Origin of the sequence: Paenibacillus sp. MB22_1 (genome assembly GCF_047200555.1) — a bacterium.
Taxonomy (GTDB): Bacteria; Bacillota; Bacilli; order Paenibacillales; family Paenibacillaceae; genus Fontibacillus; species Fontibacillus phoenicis.
This window is the reverse complement of the sequence record NZ_JBLADV010000001.1, coordinates 1289159-1306694: the sequence shown is the minus strand read 5'-3', so window position 1 is coordinate 1306694 and position 17536 is coordinate 1289159. Positions and strand designations below refer to the sequence as shown.

Genomic DNA, 17536 nt, shown 5'->3' with positions numbered 1-17536 from the left:
ATTAAGGATTGTTGTGTTATATTTTTATCTTTGTGTATGTAACAGTTTAGAGAAAATAGTATAACACAGATCCATTTTGTGGTAACCTATCGTTGTCCTGCTTCATGGTAAATGTTACTTGATTCAACTTACAAAAGCAAAAATCTATACAACGGAGTGTGTAGAACTATGACAGATTCGAAATATTTAAAACGAACCGTCGTCAAAGAGGAAATCCAAAGCCAATTCTTAGGTGAGAAACGTTATCTGCGTGTGTATCTGCCTCCTGGGTATAACGAAATCCTCAGTTATCCTGTCGTTTACTGTCAGGACGGCGAGGAGTTCTTCAATTTCGGACGGATTGCGACACATGCCAATCGCCTGATTTTAGATGAAGGGATTGAACCGTTTATCATCGTTGGCGTTGAGGTGAATACCGCCGTGCGCACAGAGGAATATGCCCCATTCGGAAACCGGTTTGAGGCCTATACCCGCTGTTTCACGGAAGAAATTATTCCCTTCATCGAGCGCAATTATCCGGTTCGCCGTGAACCCGAGGAAAGGGTGCTGGCTGGTGACTCTTTAGGAGCAACGGTCTCCCTCCACCTGGCTATGAAAAATCCAAAACTGTTTTCCAAAATCATTAGCTTGTCCGGCGCCTACTATGAACCGTCCCTTAACCTCCTCGCTCAGGAGACCGATCTCTCCTATTTGTCGCTCTTTATGATCGTGGGATTACAGGAAGATCATTATACAACGGATACAGGCACCTATAATTTTGTTGAGTTAAATCGCAAAGCCAAAGCCTTGCTCGAAGAGCGCGGAGCCAGAGTCACCTATTTGGAGAAGGACGGGAAACATTTGTGGGGATTTTGGCAGCAAGAGCTCCCCGATGCGCTAGTCCACTTCTTAAAATAACGCTTTCATATCCAGTAAAATGGGAGGCTGTCCAAGGTAGAACCTTCATCTACTTCGGACAGCCTCTCTTGATGTCTTTCCACCATAGTCTCCTACGCGCGTTAAGGAGTCTGATCCTGCACGATAGCCCGCTCTGAACTGGATTTCGTCTTCGGCTTCGCTTCCGTTCCAATATAGATATCCCCTGTTGTCAGTGACCGTCTGGGCAGTTTCCATTTATAATGGACGGATAACATCCGGAAAAAGACAACTGCCGCAAACAACAAAATCAATTCCCATGTTGAAACGAACCACCCCATACCTACTGCCAGTCCAGCCAGCATCGCCCAAACCGCATAGATCTCGTCGCGCAGTACCAGCGGTTTACGCCCGGCCAGCAAATCGCGAATAATTCCGCCCCCGATGCCAGTCAGCACCGCCGCCACAAGCACCGCACTCATCGGATGCTTCATGTCCGTGGCATACAACGCCCCTTGAATTGCAAAAGCCGACAAACCAATCGCGTCGAACAGAACCTCTGTCCGTTTCCAACGACGAACCCATGGCATCGGCAGCACGAAGGCGACCAACACGGACATTACGGCCAACATAATCAAATCCCCTTGTCCCCATAACGTCGTTACTGGGACACCGATCAAGACATTGCGGACGATCCCGCCGCCAAACGCCGTAACTAGGCCCAACACCAGCACACCGAGGATATCGTACTCCTCTTCCATCGCTACGAACGCGCCGGACATCGCAAACGCGACTGTCCCGATGATGCTAAAAATCTCAAAGATGTGCATCTCTTCCGTCCTTCTCTGCCTTTCGTTGTCAGCTTTTTATTTATCAATCCTCATTGTAGGCCCACAAGTGGAAATTGTGCAACCCTAAAATCTGAATTATACTAACGAAAGTAGAAGATATTGTTCGGGAAAGGAAGAAAATCGAAATGACTGTGAACCGGGTGCACATTTTTGCAGGCGGACGATTAAATCCGGGAATGCTTCGTGAGGTTCGTTCGGATGATTGGGTGATCGGCGCTGACCGCGGGGCTTTATTTCTGGTAGAGCACGGGATAACCCCTCATCTGGCGGTGGGCGATTTCGATTCCGTGAACGAGGAAGAACTGGATCGGATTCGCAGACACAGCAAAGAGCTGGTCATTTGCGATCCGATTGATAAAGATCTGACGGATACGGAGCTGGCCTTTGACCTAGCCGTTCAGCGTAACCCTGCAGAAATCGTATTAACCGGAGTAATCGGAACTCGCTTGGATCATTCGTTGGCCAATATACATATGTTACTGCGCGCAGCGGAGCAAGGCATTACCTGCTCTATATGGGATGAACATAATTACATTACATTGTGCGGATCGGTCTGCCAAGTTGAGGATCGCGGATATACATATGTTTCTCTTCTTCCGCTGACCCCTGTCGTAACCGGCATTACATTAAAAGGATTCATGTACCCATTAGATGATGCAACGCTCCGCATAGGTCAATCTCTGGCGGTGAGCAATCAGTTAGCGGCTCCCGTCGGAACGGTGTATGTGAACGAAGGCTGGTTGCTTATTATCCAAAGCCGTGACTAGGTATTTGATTTGATTTTAATATGTATCATTTTTGTAACCTTTATGTGACCCCGGAATGAAAAGATGAAAGAAAAGCAGAACCCTTGATTTTTCAAGGGTTTTTTTCATGGATTTTCATTGATAAAGGAGGATGAAAAAACGCTATATCTTAAAAAAATGTAAACTTTAATGTTATTTTAATAATCGCCTCCAAACCGTTGCGGCCCAAGGTTTTTAGGGAATTATACCAAAATATAGGAGATTACAAATCTGTTATACTCCAACTAACGAACCGGTCAAATCAGAACTTGGAGGTATTACAACATGATGAAACGCAATCTATTCCAAAAAGTATTGACGGTCGGACTGGTGTCCGCCCTTGGTTTCGGTACGCTGCTTGCAGGCGGGGCTGAACCAGTACAAGCCCAATCGGCAACAAGCACTGCTGTATCCAAAGGCACGCAGGTTGTAAACTACGCGAAGAAGTTTATAGGCACTCCTTATAAATTCGGAGCATCGACTTCGACGACTAAGGTATTCGACTGCTCTTCCTTTACGAAGTATGTTATGAAGAAATATGGCGTTACTCTGCCGCGTACTTCCGCTGCTCAAGCTAAAGTTGGCTCAGCAGTATCGAAATCCAATCTGAAAGCGGGCGATCTGGTCTTCTTCTCCAGCGGCAGCCGGGCAAACGGGAAGAACGTAACTCATGTAGCGATCTATATGGGCAACGGGAAAATTATTCATACTTATGGGAAGCCAGGGGTAACGATTTCGAATTTGAACTCTGGTAACTGGAAAAAAACATATCTGAAGGCTCGTCGCGTCCTTTAGTCGGACAAGCCCCTCTCTTGATATAAGAAGTCGTTGCATAGATCAGTTGATCGCAACGACTTTTTCCTTTGCCATGGGATAAACGGCTGGCTTACGTTTAACCAAACATATATCCGGTGCCGCGAATCGTATGGAGCAGCTTTCTCGAATGGCCTTTATCGATTTTTTTGCGTAAATGCCGAATATAGACATCCACCACGTTGGTTCCGGTTGAAAAATCATACCCCCAAACCTGCTGCAGGATCAAGTCCCGTCCGCACACCTTCCCAGCCCGCTTCATCAAAAAGAGCAGCAGATCGAATTCCTTCGGCGTCAATCGAATGGACTCCCCGTTTCTCCAAGCCTTGCGGCTGCGCAGCTCGACTCGTAAATCCTCAAAGGTCAACTCGGTTAGGGAGCCATCCCCCAGCCGTTTGAACAGTGAAATCAAATGACCAACCCGAGCATACAACTCAGCCATGGGGATCGTGATCGGAACGACATCGTTGGCTCCCCCGGCAAAGCCGGCGACAACGTCATCGGTGTTCCACTCCTTAAGCAGAAGGATCAGCGGAAACGGAGCGAACCGCCCAATTTCCTCCAGAAGGACCTGGGAAGCATCATCCGGCAAATCCATACCCAGCAGCAGCAAATCCGGAAGCTCTTCTTCTATTATACGAAGCACGCCGGAGCCGCTTTGCTTCCAATCGACCTGATAGCCGGCTTCCTCTAATCCAGCCTTGATTCGCTCCCCTTGAGCCTGATCCTCTAAAACAAGCATAATGTAACCTTTCATCGCGCGACCACCTTACCTGCATCTGCCAATCCATTAATAAGATGGTCATTCCACCGGGAAATCATTCGGTCACCCGGAAAGGATCATGTTGATCCTTAACCTATATAGCGATCATAGATGGTTTTGGCTTCTGAAGGATCTTGCGTACCGTGAATTAACGCTCTCCCGTCCGCAAACAAGACCAACCGCTTTTCATCGATTGTAAAAGAGAGCAAGAACGGATTTACCTCCACCTTCCCCTCTTGCAATCGTTCCAGCCTCATTGCCATCTCCTGCAGTTCAAGCTTCCGTTTTGTTGCCGGACGAATCTGCACCGTGTCCCTGCCACAAAGCACCTCCGTCTTTCGGTTGCCGGCCGCAGACAGATACGGGTAGGTGGCTTCGCTTCCGCAAGAAAGGCAATCGTCCCGTTTGGCTGTGCCCACTTTAATTGAGGTTTGCTCGTTTCGCCACAGGTCAAAGGTCAGCAATGTGCCCCGTAACGCCTCCGTATTTCCGGTGAGCAGCTTTAATGCTTCCGTTGCTTGATGGGCTACGACCATTTGTACGGCCGGCGGGATCACCCCTACGGTGTCGCAAGTATCTCCGCCGAGCGGTACAGTCCCTAGTAAGCAGTTCAAGCAAGGCGTTTCGCCGGGCAAAATCGTGTAAGTTATTCCGTAACTGCCTACGCATCCGCCGTAGATCCAGGGAATGCGATATTTTTGCGAGATGTCGTTAATCATCAATCTCGTATCGAAATTATCCGTAGCATCCATGATGAGGTCAACGCCATGAATGAGGTCTTCTAATTCCTCCGGATCAACATCCATCACATGGGCATCGATGCGCACCTGACTATTGATTGCATTTAACCGTTGCTTGGCCGCGATCGCTTTCGGTACTCGTCCGGCCGCATCCGCTTCAGAAAATAGCTGCTGTCGCTGCAGATTGCTCCATTCCACGTAATCCCGGTCGGCGATCACCAGATGTCCGACACCTGCGCGAACGAGCGTTTCAGCGATCCCTGTGCCAAGCGCCCCAGCTCCAACGACTAACACCTTCGCTTGTTCAAGCTGGTCTTGGCCCGCATGACCTATCGGTGCAAACAATCGCTGCCGGGAATATCGATCCGGTTGCTGGCGTTCATGCTGCAGTTGTTGCTCAGTATGCGTTCTCTCCAATTTCCGCACTCCCCTCGCCAATGCTTGTCTTCTTATCGAATCCGGTGAAACAACCGCTTCGATGGTTTGTTTCAAGCATAGTACAGATAGGGCAAGAATTCAAAGGAGTTCCCCTCACTCTTCAGGTTCGAATGCTCTACAATCCAGCGAAAAATACCCGTTTTCGGCCGCAGCACGTTCATTCGGGAAGATCTCCTCTTCGCGATAACCTAACTCCGAGGCACGAGCACAGGTCATTCGATAGTAATATTTTAACCCCGTGGTCGGATCAACTGCTCCAACGATCGCCGGTGCCAGGTCTAATCTTCCCCCGCCGAATGCATAGTTGTTATAGTAGCGATCACCTACCGGAATGCCTTGCAGAAACACCAGGATTCCGACATCATCTAACGTATTATTCCACTCCTCCTGCGGGATCACCGGCAGCGTAAACGTATAATCCACTCCCAGCTTTGCCGCAATCCGATTATGAGCGCGAATCGCCCGGGCCAGATCCTCTTCAATCCGGCGGACGATCGTTGCACGCCGAACGGCATCAAAGGTTTCCTCATTCTGCAGCAGCGGAATGGAGATCTCGGACTTAATCTCGGTTTGCAGCCCGCTGACCCAGTGGTTCGCCGCTGCATCGTAAGCCGTCACGTTCCTATCCAACGTAAACGCGATACTGTTCCCGCTTGCGTCTAAATATGTATAGGGCTTTTTGTCCTGCCACCGGTAAGTCCACGTATCACTGCTCAGATCCATGTCCGCTGCATACAGAAAATAGCCGTCATAGTCCATGACAACGATCGCCGGGATATAAGCTAGAAGCGACTGCTGTCCCGCCGGATCGTCAGCTACGCCGAAATTCAAGGACAAGCTCCGAAGCAGTGCGGCAAGGGCTTGCTCTTTATCCGCCCGCATCCATTTCGAGGATCCGTACCCGCTCTCGAATTGCTGCAGCTCGTTCCGGTTTAACAAAGCCGCTGCATCCTGAACCGCCGTGCGCAAGGCGGCCGTATATCGGGTCTCAAGCCGGTTAACCTCCCGTAAATTTTCCGCTCGCAGCCCGCCCAGCCAAACAACTGGAGCAATAATGATGACAAAGATCACGGCCCAGTCAGTAATCTTCATTGAGCACCATACCTCCGTAGGTGAGTAAAGACGGTCCCTTCTTCCCTGCACTGTTATATAGAAACTCCGAAAGAATATCCAGCGGGCTCCGGGAGCGGTCGTAGGCTGTAACGGTGAAGAAGTCCCCTTCCTCTAGCTTGTACGGGACACCTTCTTGCCCTGTTCCGGATGGAAACAGGACCTTTAAAATATCTGAGGTATAGTAAGCATTGTATACGACGCTGAAATCACCTAAGAAAGTTCCCGGGTCAGCCGGATCGCCGTATTCCGGGTGATAGATCTTATGACGATGCTCCAGCTCAACCTCATACCATCCTCCGGATAACTCCAGTTCATGGACAAAATCCTCGTACATGTCCGGCGTGACGAACCCTTTGTTCCGCACGGCATCCGCAAACTGTACCAACGTATGGTACGCCGCCAAATATCGGAGATCCTCCTGGCGCTGCGCAGCCTGCAACGCTGGAAACAGAAACAGGAGCAGCACGGCAAGCAGCGCAGCCGTTATTTTCGACAAGGCGTTTACCATTCACTGCAACCTACTTTCTTTGAATAATCACCCGAACTTCTTTCCCTGATGAATCAAACCTATGTTCAATGCTGTAATTCGCCCGTAAATCCAATACTTCCAGAGCGCGTTTACGGCTTTGCTCCAACACATCCTCCAATAGACCAAATGGGACGGTATTCAAAACTTCCCCATTCACCTCGATCTCTACGCCGAGCTCAATCCAATCCGGAATCCGATGAAGGAGATCATTCCCGCTTAATCCGCCGCTTGTGTCCCCCAGAGGATCATCATCGCGGGATCTCTCCCCTGTTTCGCTTGTGAGCACACTTCCTTCAAGCGCGTAGACGCTGCGTCCAACGCCGTGTAGCTGCACCGCGAGCGCGTCATAGGACGCGTTCTGATTCGCTCCGATGTCCAGCATATAGATGGCAACGGCCAAAAAAGAGCTGACGGAGAAAAGCAGCCATACCAGACTTTTTACATGATTGATCACCTTAAATGATGCCTCCAGCCTTTCCCATTACGGAAGTAGCGTTGTCTGTGTAAATATCAATCCTCGAACCACATTCGAGCTGTCCTTGACCACCTTCGCCTTGAACTTGCCGCTCGGATTGACATATTCATTTAGCCGCTCGTCCCAGGCATTACTAATCGGCGCATTGCTATGATTGATCACCGCACCGTAATATTCCGAAGACTCAGATTCATTAACGTTCAGGATATCTCCATACCATTCCCCGCCTCTGTTCTTCCCGGTTTTCACCAAGATGCCAAATTGATCGCGATCCTTGAATTTCCGTAATGCATTGGTAACCTGCGAACCGCTGACGGTCGTATCGTCATAGACGGTAAACGAGGCTTGGGACAGCTCCGTCTGGATATCGGAGAAGCTGTTTTGCGCCGTTTTGGTCGCTTCCTGAGCAGAAACAAACAAGATAACTACAATCGTAATCAAAGCTATTGTCAAAAAGATCCCGGCTGCAACCTTTAGTGCGGATGAAGCGTTGTTCATGGATAAATGCCTCCTTAAATTTTTTTAAAATTTTTGAAGCTGTTCAAAATATAAGTTCATTTGTTCAAAGCTCATCCAAATTAGAGGAATCACCAAATAAGCGAAGACCAGAGCATACATGGGAGTAAAGCCAATCATACGCCCCCAATTCGCTTTGATATCCAGCGATTTCTCGTAATCCAACCGTCTCCGCTCAAATTGATAGGACAGATCGCTGTCAAGATCGTCAAAGGCATCGGCAACCAACAGCTTCTCCGACGCCAGCAGCAGCTTGTCCGCCAGCCGTTGGAATTCCTCCAGAACGACCTCCCGCTTCAGCTCCAGCAGCGCTTCCTCAGGGCTAAAGCTGTAGTTCAAGAGGCATTTATGCAATGGCTCCCGAAAGATCACCGCGTAAGAGGCCAGCCATTCTAGGATTTCTTCCACGGAGATCCGCTCCAGTTCCCGCAGGATCGCAATCATCGCCAAAAACTGATACACCTCATGCCGCATGTCCATCAATCGCATCCAACGCTGGAAGTAAAGCATCCATAGCGGCAGGTAGTATCCGGCCAATCCGGCTAGTAAGGCCAAACCAAACTCCCACCATTTGAGATATTCCTGATTCCAGCGCTGCAATTTGTCTAGGATTCTGTGGGTAGCTTCTGATAACTCTTCATGGGCCTTCCCCTCTTCTGCATCCTCCAGCATTTTGGAGACGGAGCGGAAGACTTCATCGTAGCTAGCCTTTGCTGACATGCCCAATTGACGCATGACCGCAGCATCTCGTGCAGCCTCCTGTCGTCCGGCATCAACGGTGTCCTTCGGCAAAGCGCCAAAAAAGGTGGATACGGCTGGAGGCTCCGTCAAAATCCGCTGCTTCGTAAGCTGATGAAGCACAAGGAATCCCCCGAGTGCAAGGACGAAGCTTAATCCCAAAATGCTGATTCGTCTGACCTGAAACGCTTCGATCCGAAGCCGATGATTCGTCTCCTTTAGCAGCTGAGAAATTCGATGATAGGCTACGGATTCGGGCGACGGAACGAACTGGCGGCAAAAACGGCCAAGGATTCGGTGCGCATAGACCCTGGCTTCCCATGATAGGTTTGTAGGCTTGGCTCGATAAGCTGTTTCTTCTTCATTCTTCAGCTTCTGCAGCAGAACATAACTGAGCAGAATGGTCAGAAATAGGACCGCTTTGATTAACATCCCTGCTTTGCTTAAATAGAACGCATCCATTAACGGGAAATGTCCCCTGGCCCACATCTCAACCGGCTTCGTAAAAAAGACCGGCACTAAAGCGATGACATGCAGTCCTTTCAGCAAATAATCCAACCGTCTTCTGCGGATGAGCTCCAATTGAACTTCTCCGGTCAGGCGGCTGATGCCGCGCAGGTACATGGAACCTTCCGCGCGTTTCCGGTCGCCGTACTCCGATACCAGCCGGGAAATGCCGGCAAAGGCCTTCAAATACCGGCTGGGAGCCTTCTCATAATATTTTTCCAAAGCGGTGTCCGGGTCAGCATCAACCAGCGCCTCGCTAATCCAATGGGCATGAACCCCGATTTCACGGCCCGTCGCTTCGCCGGCTTCCTCAATCGCATCAGGTACCATGCCATGCCGGTGAAACGCATGCCGAACGGCAGCGAAGAAATCAAGCAGCTGCTCCAGCAGCTTGACTTCTAATCGATTGACGTAACCATCGATCAGCAGGTCTTGCAGGACGACAGCGGTGATCAGAAGCGACAGAACAAACAACACGTCGGGATGCATCGCAGTTAAGATGGCGATCGATCCAGCGAATGACCCTGTGATCCCATAAGCGAGCTTCATCGTTTGTCGCCTTAGCTTCAGCTCGTCCTGGGGATAACTAAGCGCGAGCCGCATACGGATTTTTCCAGCATAATACCTTAACGGAGGCACCTTCATCCAAGCGGCATACGACTTAAGCAGGAACGCTGTAAACCATTGCCGAATCCCGCCCAGCGTTTGCTTAGGAGAGGCACCAACCGTACTCCCAGCATCTACCCATAACGGATTTTCCTTTCTTCCGAGCCATTGACCGACAGCATACAATCCGATGCCGCCAAGGACTGATGCTCCCAACACGATCAGCAGGATCGACTTAAGCTCCAACCTTCTCCCCCCAATACGAGCCAACAAACCGTTCAAATTCCGCGGCGTCTTCCGGCAGCATCTCCCGGGCCATAGCCTCTCGGGTCTGGCGAGATATCGGTTGCACAGCAACATAACGGCCATTTCGGTATTCCATGATCACCCGTTCCTCATAATTGGCATGATGAACTGAAGTCAATTGACCTCCCGCCGCTGGTTGGAAACCCTGCCCTTCCTGCCCCGCCCTGTTCTCTGGCTCCCGGCGGCAGCATTCAGTGATCCGCTCGATATATCGCCGTCCCGTCATATCGCGGCGCAGGTGCACGTCAAAGTCAATAACGGTAGCAACCTGCAGCTCAGCGACTCGTTCGTCGCGAAACACACCGGTTTTCAGCAGCGAATTGCGCAGCGACTCGATTAGATCGCGAAACGTCTTGGCATGGTGCGTAAAAATAGTGAACAAGCTGGCTACCTGCGCCATCTGCACCATCCAGGCGGCAACCTCGTCCGTGGCGACCTCCCCTAGGATGTGGACGGTACCGTCTGTCTTTTTCTGCAGATCCAATGCTGCTTGCCCGCTCACGTAATCGGTCTCCCGAAAGCTTAAAATGTTGCGTCCGCTGTACAAGCGGCGCAAATGCAGCTCAAAGGACATTTCCTGCACACGCAACGTATATGCGGCATAGATATACTTGACCATCGCCATCAACAGCGTTGTTTTGCCTGATCCCTGCGAACCCGTAATGGAAGTAATCCGGCTGCCCTTCATGAAATATTTCAGCAGCCCGATCGGCAGCTCGGCGTTCTCCCCCTGGATCAAGTGCTCCAACGAGGTGCCAATCATATCGAATTTCCGCACGAAAAAAGCCCACGTCTCTGCAAATGGCGGCCGGACGACCACAATCCGCGAACCGTCCTGCATCTCGTTCACCTTATATCCGTTAACCTCTGATAGTTGGCCTGGCAGATTAAATTTATAGATGTTCTGACAAACGCGTTTTAACTCCGCTTCGCTGCCAAAGGAGAGAAATGACAGGCGGATACTCTTACCTCGATAGAAAATCCAGACGCTCTCCCAAGAACGGGTCAGTTGCTCCCCATCCTCATCCACAGCAAACAAAAACCTGTCGTTCCCCTCGTACCTATGGCCAATGCCAGAGGAAGGCTCAACCGCCCCATATCCGCTTGGAATCCCGCTTACACCGCCGCTCAGTCCGTCGATCCGCATCTCCCGCAGCTCGTCCACCACCGAGAAGCCCTTATACATTTGGTAAACCCGCTGGACGACGAGATCCAGCTTCTCCTGAAACGTCAGGGGGCGATACTCTAAGAAAAAGATACGGTCAATGTCCTCACCGGTAATTTCGTATACGGGGGAACCCTCAGACGTTTTTGGCGGTTTCGCTTCATCCAGCGCATAGTCTTCGATCATTTGCGCTAGACCGTCGGCACCATACTGCTGCTTGTAAAGGTACAACAAGATATCGAAGCGGTCTTGGGCTGTTAACAGCTCCTGGCGATGAAAAGGCAAGATCCGGTCGATATTGTGTTCGTTGATTCCGTAATCTCCTGCCAACATGTCGCGGATAAACGACTTAATATATTGCTTGTCCTTCGGATCCCCATACGCGCAGCCACGAAGCGCTTGACGAAGCTCCGCACGCGCTTTCGCTTTACGGTTCCATGCTTCCTCGCTTAATCCCCAATCCAATCCGCTCGTACGGCTAAGTTCATGCAACCGTTCTTTGATGTAGGTTACAATAGCTGACCATTCGAAGCGATCCTGCCCAGTTGGACGCTCCACTCTCCCAGGTCCCGTCATGTTGGCCTTGCGCCACAAAAAGATCAGTACCGCCAGGACAAGAAGCGTGATGATTAACCCGTTCATCAGCCCATTCACTTTACGCCCCCCTTTCCTTCGGTGAAATGGATGCACTAGTAGTTCCTGCCGCCATTTCCATCAGCATGTCTCCGAGCTCGTAGTATCCTTTCAGTAGAAGCTCACGCTCTCCCCTCCGTTTCGACCAGATCGGAGTTTGACGAAAATACGCTAAGATGTTCCGGGCATTCCAGGCATCCGAGAACCCGGTATGATACGGAATCCCGATCAGCCTTTGCACGCCGGAATAGCGCCGCTTCAGATTGTTTAGTCCCCAGCGGGACCGGGGATCAAAGGGCGAAATGACGAAAAGCAATTTTCTGTTCGGTTCGCCAAGATAAGAAGCAACATCCGCAAACCATTCATCCATGATTCCCAGTCGATGCGGCAACACAGCGACTAGAACATCTCCTTCGCGCTGCTCCTGCAGCACCTCGCTTAATCGCCGGTTTTGTGCCTGAAGGATCAGGCATCCGTACGATTGTTCGGCAATCGCCAATATTTCAGCGATGCCCTCGTTATCTAGTTCCTTCCTAGCCGAGTCCGCTAACCGCGTCCCGCACACTAGATCAAGGCGTCCGCGCAGCAGCGGAACGGTATAATCGCTCAAGTTGCTCGCCGTTAATCGTCCGCTTGACTGCAAACGCAGCAGCGCATCAAGACCATGCTCTGGGACAGCCCCCTCTCCGAAGGTATCGCTGTGCAAACGTACGGTTTGTCCGATCCCTTCCTCCAAGCCGCGTCCAGTTGGCCCTTCATTCAGCAGGAGCAGTCGCTGCGGAATTCGCAGCCCTAACGTAACGGCGGTAGACACAGCAGCTTCGGCGGCGCCGCCAAGACCGCCATCCCAAAACACAAAGCGGCTCATGCTTGTCTCCTTTCCGCTTTGCGCACAGCACGTTTAGCGACGGTGTGATCCCAGCCTGCCAGCTCACGAAGCAGTTGGCGAAGTGCCCTTTTGTAGGAACGGGAGAAGCTCCGGAGGCGCAACTGCTGCAAATGTTCGTTTTCCAAGTGAGCAGCCCAATTTGACTCGTCCCACGGGATACAGAGTGCTTCGGAGCGCCATTCCAGCGGGAGGTCTTCTAACAGGCCCAGAATATAATGGCTGTTCACCCCGCTGTCGACCGTGCGGATAAAGACCGGTCGAACGGTCAGCCCCCGCAGCTCCGGCCAAAGTTGAAACAAGCTGCGGAACCACTGCGCACTTACCTCGACCTCGTAACGGTCGAAAGTGGTGACCCATACAATTTCATTTGCGGACATCAACCGTTCAGGAGTGAGGCCATTTAGCGTGTCGATGTCCAGCAATTCGTAATCGTATGCTGCAGATGAGTCTTCGCTGCTCGTCTTCATGGAGATCGTGCTCATAAAGCCCGACGTTCCAGTAGCGACATCAAAGCCGTAAAACTCCGTTAACGGAAGATATGAATCTCCATCCCCGATCGAATATCGGTACTTACTGTTCTCCGTGCCGTCCGTTAGCAATACTTTAGAGCCGGACGCAGCCAAAACGCTGCTTAAATAAAGTAACAGGTCACGTTTATCGCTCTTCCCTACGAACAACCATCTTTTCATGCCAATTCATTTCCTCCTCTCATTTCGCTGGATCGAGCTCAAACCGGTCACTGTCCCCAGATGTTCCATCCGAAACGATGTTGCCAGCGGGTTGATCAGCGCCCCGAACCTCTGTTTGCGAACGCGAAACGGTTGTCTGACTATGTGCAAATTCGCTGGCACGCTGTGGTGACATGACGGATAGATCCCGTTCCAAGCCGCTTCGGGCCATATTGCTGAGATTCAGCGTCTGTTCCGCTTTCTGCACGATATTCGGATCTTTGCGAATCAGCTCCATAACGCCTTCGTTCACTGGATATGTCGGGACCGGCTTGCTCTGCAAATTTGGCTCGACATAAGCGAGTGCGTATATCGAGGCCTTATGTAAATAAGCGTCTACAATCGCGCTGGATAACGAGAGAATTTCCGCTTCATCCAGCGTCACCGTGATCGTATCGGAACTGAGGTCCGCTACTTTCTTCTTGGACAGCAAAATATAATCGTGGCCCGTCGGGAATTGAATGCGAATATCAATGACATCGTTCACCTTCAAAACTTGCGGAAGCTGAACAAACGCCATTTCCCGCCAGCGTAAATCGTCCGGGACCGGGGCCTCTTCATAGACGAGTGCCTCCGTCAGTGGTGTCATCGAACGCAGCGCTATCTTGGCGTACTTCCCTGCAATGGCTTCCTGCGATTTAAAGAGGTCCGCTGGCACGCTATTTGCAGGAAGCTCCACCCGTTTTAAGTCGCTTGCCGCAATGCGGTTGCCGGCAGGAATATCCCGTGTAGGTACCCATCCCTGAACTGTCCGCTGCTGTGCCTGATCACGTAAGCTGGCCAACTGGGCTTCATAATCCTGAATAAGGGCTTTCCTCTCAGCATGAACATGTCTTTCCCGCACGAAGGTATACCCCGTAAACAGCGCGCCTGCCGCAACAACACCAACCAATCCGGATAACAGCATTTGCTTCGTTTTTTGCCTTAATCTGGGCATTAGTCTAAAGCACTCCCTTTCTATGGTTTAGCTTTCATTCGCAGTCTGAGTCCTGGCCGTTTGCTCTTCATGAGCAGATGCTCGCAAACCTCCTGCAGAGCAGCCGAAATCGACGGCCCGGGATCAAACGGATTAGGATCCGCAGGAAGGGCATACACGCTCTTAAAGTGAAGTTCCCTGCGAATCCGCCGCAAGCTGGCGGCCGAAGCGAACGGCACACAGATCCTCCAAGATACAGGGATCTGACCTTTGACGTTGAAGGCTTCGACGAAGCGTTCGAGCTCCCCGTACCTCCATTCCGCGCCAGCACCAACGACGATGGACAAGTCTGCGCGGCGGAATTCCTCCAGTAGCTCCTTGCTGCGGGCCGTCCCCAGGTCACAGATGATGCATCCGAAACCTTCCGACAGCATGGAGAGATAGTCGGCACGGGAGGTCAGCTTGGCATAAACCACTTGACCAATGTGAAACCGCCCTCGCTTGTTCAGATCAACTGCGTATTCATCCCCTTCCAGAAGTTGAGCTAACCGAACAAAGGCTGATGATTTAGGATCCATCTCCACGACCGCAACCCTCTTCATGCTGCGCGCCAGCGTGTGGGCGAGTGCAATGGCGGTATGGGTTGCACCGGCCCCGGCTGAGGCAGCGATGACACTGACCAATGCCGGGCGACCGTTGTACGCTACGACTTCAGCCATTCGGGCATTCGAACCTGAATTCGCCGAAGTCGCATCTGATAACCCCCGCAACAATAAGGCCAAGGCCTCACTTACCGCCTCAGCCGAGGCAAACCGGTCCTCCGGGCGAACCTGCAACAGTTTGGACACGATAGGACGCAGCCGTTCGCGGCCATGTTCCCGTAATGCCGCCGCCGCATCGGATGTCCACACCGTATGTCTGCCCCCCGTTCCCATATAAAGTAGAACTGCCCCCAAAGAATACAGATCGGTACGCGCGTCGCTTTGGCGATCACCATATTGCTCCGGCGCCGCGAAGCCAACCGTTCCAAGCTGCACCGTATCTTCCGTTTTCCTAGCCGAATAGGTTCTAGCGATGCCAAAATCTACAAACCGCAGCTCGCCTTTGTCGTCAACCAGCAGATTGGCCGGCTTGACGTCGCGGTGGATCACTGGAGGCTCATGCCGATGTAGATAACGCAGCCCTTCCGCGATCTGCAGACCAAATCGGATAATCAACTCCAGCGGCAGCCGCCCTTCTCTTGCGCGAATAAATTGATCTAAAGGTACGCCCTGGATATAGTCCATCACGATATAGGAATGTCCGTCCCGGTCGGGGTCGATAAAGTCAACAATGCGCGGCAGCCGATGATGATTTAGCGTTATCAGCAGCTTGACCTCCTTAGCGACGGACACCGGTGCTCCTGGTACGTTCAAGCATTCTTTGACCGCCCAAGTCTTTCCCGGTAGCTTGATGTCCTCTGCGAGATACACCCGGCTCATGCCCCCCTGACCAATCAGTTGTTCGATCCGGTAACGTCCGGCCAGTAAGTCGCCAGGAACGAGTTTGGAAACGAACCTCGCCATAACTCCTCCTTTCCTGAACGCAAAAAAAGGAAAGCCTCCTCTCCGTCATTTCCCGGCCATGCGGCCGATAAAAAATGACTGGGGATGCTTTCCCTAATCGCGTTCAATGTATAATTTTGGAATTAGTATAGAACGGCTGGCGACAAATGTAAAGCTTTTTTTAAAACCATTAATTTATTCCATTAATATTTAATCATATACAGCGTGATTTCATCCCGGTTATGAAACAACTGCTTTGCTCTTTGCACTTGCAGCCGGGCCTCCTCAAACTGAGTGATAACCTCCTGAATCAATGCCATCGGTTTCTTCGTCAGCAGCTTCACCGTCACGATGGCAGTTCCCCCCGGAACTAACGCGTATAGCAGCTCGGTCACGAGCTTGGCCGTCAATTTCGGACTCCAGCTCATGTCGCAAACCAACAGATCAAATTGATTTTCCTTAAATTTCACCCGGTTCGCATTGCGCTGCAAAAATGTCAGCTTAGGCGAAGATAACAATGACGGATGCAGCTTCGCCGTATCCACCGCCGTGACGTTCAAACCACGTTCCAGCAGGAACGAAGTCCAGCCCCCGGGTGCCGCGCCGATATCCAGCGCTTCGTGGAACGATTCAAACGGGATTCCAAACGTAGCTTCAGCTTCCAGCAACTTGAACTTCGCCCGCGAGATCTGTCCCTCCTCCTTCCGGAAGCGGATCGCACCGCCGTTCCAGTCGGAGAGGTTATCCTGCGGATGCGCGACACCGGCAAAAATCCGATCCTGCCCCGCAAACACCGAGATGATCCAATCGGCATCCCGCACCACGAATTCCCCAACAGACACGTCTTGCAGTAATTCCTGCAGACGGTCCTTCAGCTCCGGCGCGGTTCCCGGCCATAGCCCGCCGTCCGATTTGCGTGCTTGCACGGCAATTTTCGCACCCGGAAGCCGGAAATCCGCCATCAAATACTTGCGCAGCGGTTCCAGCCATTGCTCTGGATTCACCTCTTCCGATTCCCCCGGACACCATTCCCAATCAACTAGAAATACATGCCGCAAAAAAATCGGCGGATCCTGACGTAGCCGCTGCTGCACGTCCTCCGGCATCGCCTGCAGCGAAGCGGCAAAAACTTCGCCGGGAACCAGCATCGTGCTCTTTACGCTGCCAAATATGCGGCGCAGCTCCTCCTGGGCATACGGAGCAAAGCCGTGATTCGCCGTGCATATCCATTTCGATTGCGGCGGCACCTTGCAATTTCGGGCGATTTCCTCCAACCGTTCGAACGGAATTGGCCCATTATGCAGCTTCACATGCTCCGGCAAGCCTTGATAGAGGATTTCGTACATGCTCTTTTTTCCGGACATGCTGGAGGTATGAAGATAAATTTCACGGGGAAAAAGCCCTTCCCGCACCATAGCAGCCGCTAATTCCGTACCGTTAGGTTCATCCGGCCCCATATCGTAATCCAGCGATAAGATGTCTACCTCCGTCAAGCGAAGCAGCTCCAGACACTCCTCGACGGTGCGCGCTAATGTAAATCCCTGCGGACATCGGCGAAAATCGTCCATATATACATGAATCAATAGTGTTCTTCCTTTCCCGCGGTATTTCACTCCAAGCGGAGTC

At 51.5% G+C, this 17536-nt stretch carries 17 protein-coding genes; 3 read left to right on the top strand and 14 right to left on the bottom strand.

Annotated elements, in window-relative coordinates; translation table 11 throughout:
• The first annotated feature begins 168 nt into the window (after nt 1-168).
• The gene (locus tag ACL02P_RS06055; RefSeq protein WP_009226187.1) at nt 169-897 is read left to right on the top strand and encodes an alpha/beta hydrolase; all 729 of its coding nucleotides are present in this window, start codon (nt 169-171) and stop codon (nt 895-897) included.
• Nucleotides 898-998: 101 nt separating this feature from the next.
• On the opposite strand, the gene ACL02P_RS06050 is transcribed toward ACL02P_RS06055, so the two are convergent.
• Nucleotides 999-1685, bottom strand: coding sequence for a trimeric intracellular cation channel family protein (locus ACL02P_RS06050; protein ID WP_009226188.1), 687 nt, complete (start codon nt 1683-1685; stop codon nt 999-1001).
• A gap of 146 nt (nt 1686-1831) precedes the next feature.
• Between ACL02P_RS06050 and ACL02P_RS06045 the strand changes: the two genes are divergently transcribed.
• Both ACL02P_RS06045 and ACL02P_RS06040 read left to right on the top strand, forming a co-directional pair.
• On the top strand, nt 1832-2473 hold the full coding sequence (locus tag ACL02P_RS06045) for a thiamine diphosphokinase (protein ID WP_412836952.1): 642 nt from the start codon (nt 1832-1834) through the stop codon (nt 2471-2473).
• Between the two features lie 303 nt (nt 2474-2776).
• Nucleotides 2777-3286, top strand: a complete 510-nt coding sequence (locus tag ACL02P_RS06040) for a C40 family peptidase (RefSeq protein ID WP_009226190.1) — start codon at nt 2777-2779, stop codon at nt 3284-3286.
• Between the two features lie 97 nt (nt 3287-3383).
• On the opposite strand, the gene ACL02P_RS06035 is transcribed toward ACL02P_RS06040, so the two are convergent.
• The 13 genes from ACL02P_RS06035 to ACL02P_RS05975 form a co-directional block, all read right to left on the bottom strand.
• The gene (locus tag ACL02P_RS06035) at nt 3384-4061 is read right to left on the bottom strand and encodes a response regulator transcription factor (RefSeq protein WP_009226191.1); all 678 of its coding nucleotides are present in this window, start codon (nt 4059-4061) and stop codon (nt 3384-3386) included.
• A 95-nt stretch (nt 4062-4156) separates the two neighbouring features.
• Nucleotides 4157-5224, bottom strand: coding sequence for a thiazole biosynthesis adenylyltransferase ThiF (locus tag ACL02P_RS06030; RefSeq protein WP_009226192.1), 1068 nt, complete (start codon nt 5222-5224; stop codon nt 4157-4159).
• A 114-nt stretch (nt 5225-5338) separates the two neighbouring features.
• The gene (locus ACL02P_RS06025) at nt 5339-6337 is read right to left on the bottom strand and encodes a hypothetical protein (protein ID WP_009226193.1); all 999 of its coding nucleotides are present in this window, start codon (nt 6335-6337) and stop codon (nt 5339-5341) included.
• Entirely contained in the window at nt 6324-6866 is a 543-nt protein-coding gene (locus tag ACL02P_RS06020) for a hypothetical protein (RefSeq protein ID WP_009226194.1), read from the bottom strand. The genes ACL02P_RS06025 and ACL02P_RS06020 overlap by 14 nt, the downstream gene beginning before the upstream one ends.
• Nucleotides 6867-6876: 10 nt before the next feature.
• On the bottom strand, nt 6877-7341 hold the full coding sequence (locus ACL02P_RS06015; protein ID WP_009226195.1) for a hypothetical protein: 465 nt from the start codon (nt 7339-7341) through the stop codon (nt 6877-6879).
• Nucleotides 7342-7368: 27 nt separating this feature from the next.
• A complete protein-coding gene (locus tag ACL02P_RS06010; protein ID WP_009226196.1) occupies nt 7369-7860 on the bottom strand; it encodes a hypothetical protein in 492 nt (163 codons plus the stop codon).
• A 24-nt stretch (nt 7861-7884) separates the two neighbouring features.
• Nucleotides 7885-9975 carry a hypothetical protein gene (locus ACL02P_RS06005; RefSeq protein WP_323076585.1) on the bottom strand — a complete coding sequence of 697 codons (2091 nt, stop codon included), beginning with the start codon at nt 9973-9975 and terminating at the stop codon, nt 7885-7887.
• Nucleotides 9965-11842 carry an ATPase, T2SS/T4P/T4SS family gene (locus ACL02P_RS06000; RefSeq protein ID WP_036646067.1) on the bottom strand — a complete coding sequence of 626 codons (1878 nt, stop codon included), beginning with the start codon at nt 11840-11842 and terminating at the stop codon, nt 9965-9967. The genes ACL02P_RS06005 and ACL02P_RS06000 overlap by 11 nt, the downstream gene beginning before the upstream one ends.
• A gap of 13 nt (nt 11843-11855) precedes the next feature.
• Entirely contained in the window at nt 11856-12701 is an 846-nt protein-coding gene (locus ACL02P_RS05995) for a hypothetical protein (protein ID WP_009226199.1), read from the bottom strand.
• A complete protein-coding gene (locus ACL02P_RS05990) occupies nt 12698-13411 on the bottom strand; it encodes a hypothetical protein (protein ID WP_009226200.1) in 714 nt (237 codons plus the stop codon). Before ACL02P_RS05990 ends, ACL02P_RS05995 begins: the two co-directional genes overlap by 4 nt.
• Before the next feature lie 19 nt (nt 13412-13430).
• Nucleotides 13431-14387 carry an SAF domain-containing protein gene (locus tag ACL02P_RS05985; protein ID WP_009226201.1) on the bottom strand — a complete coding sequence of 319 codons (957 nt, stop codon included), beginning with the start codon at nt 14385-14387 and terminating at the stop codon, nt 13431-13433.
• 20 nt (nt 14388-14407) lie between these two features.
• On the bottom strand, nt 14408-15931 hold the full coding sequence (locus ACL02P_RS05980) for a serine/threonine-protein kinase (RefSeq protein WP_009226202.1): 1524 nt from the start codon (nt 15929-15931) through the stop codon (nt 14408-14410).
• Between the two features lie 182 nt (nt 15932-16113).
• Complete coding sequence (locus tag ACL02P_RS05975) at nt 16114-17493, bottom strand: cyclic-phosphate processing receiver domain-containing protein (RefSeq protein ID WP_009226203.1); 1380 nt, start codon at nt 17491-17493, stop codon at nt 16114-16116.
• Nucleotides 17494-17536 lie beyond the last annotated feature (43 nt).

Bases quoted from the DNA above. Each gene is read 5' to 3' on its own strand.
- ACL02P_RS06055 (WP_009226187.1), top strand. From the start codon at position 169: ATGACAGATTCGAAATATTTAAAACGAACCGTCGTCAAAGAGGAAATC.
- ACL02P_RS06050 (WP_009226188.1), bottom strand. From the start codon at position 1,685: ATGCACATCTTTGAGATTTTTAGCATCATCGGGACAGTCGCGTTTGCG.
- ACL02P_RS06045 (WP_412836952.1), top strand. From the start codon at position 1,832: ATGACTGTGAACCGGGTGCACATTTTTGCAGGCGGACGATTAAATCCG.
- ACL02P_RS06040 (WP_009226190.1), top strand. From the start codon at position 2,777: ATGATGAAACGCAATCTATTCCAAAAAGTATTGACGGTCGGACTGGTG.
- ACL02P_RS06035 (WP_009226191.1), bottom strand. From the start codon at position 4,061: ATGAAAGGTTACATTATGCTTGTTTTAGAGGATCAGGCTCAAGGGGAG.
- ACL02P_RS06025 (WP_009226193.1), bottom strand. From the start codon at position 6,337: ATGAAGATTACTGACTGGGCCGTGATCTTTGTCATCATTATTGCTCCA.
- ACL02P_RS06020 (WP_009226194.1), bottom strand. From the start codon at position 6,866: ATGGTAAACGCCTTGTCGAAAATAACGGCTGCGCTGCTTGCCGTGCTG.
- ACL02P_RS06010 (WP_009226196.1), bottom strand. From the start codon at position 7,860: ATGAACAACGCTTCATCCGCACTAAAGGTTGCAGCCGGGATCTTTTTG.
- ACL02P_RS06000 (WP_036646067.1), bottom strand. From the start codon at position 11,842: ATGAACGGGTTAATCATCACGCTTCTTGTCCTGGCGGTACTGATCTTT.
- ACL02P_RS05995 (WP_009226199.1), bottom strand. From the start codon at position 12,701: ATGAGCCGCTTTGTGTTTTGGGATGGCGGTCTTGGCGGCGCCGCCGAA.
- ACL02P_RS05990 (WP_009226200.1), bottom strand. From the start codon at position 13,411: ATGAAAAGATGGTTGTTCGTAGGGAAGAGCGATAAACGTGACCTGTTA.
- ACL02P_RS05985 (WP_009226201.1), bottom strand. From the start codon at position 14,387: ATGCCCAGATTAAGGCAAAAAACGAAGCAAATGCTGTTATCCGGATTG.
- ACL02P_RS05980 (WP_009226202.1), bottom strand. From the start codon at position 15,931: ATGGCGAGGTTCGTTTCCAAACTCGTTCCTGGCGACTTACTGGCCGGA.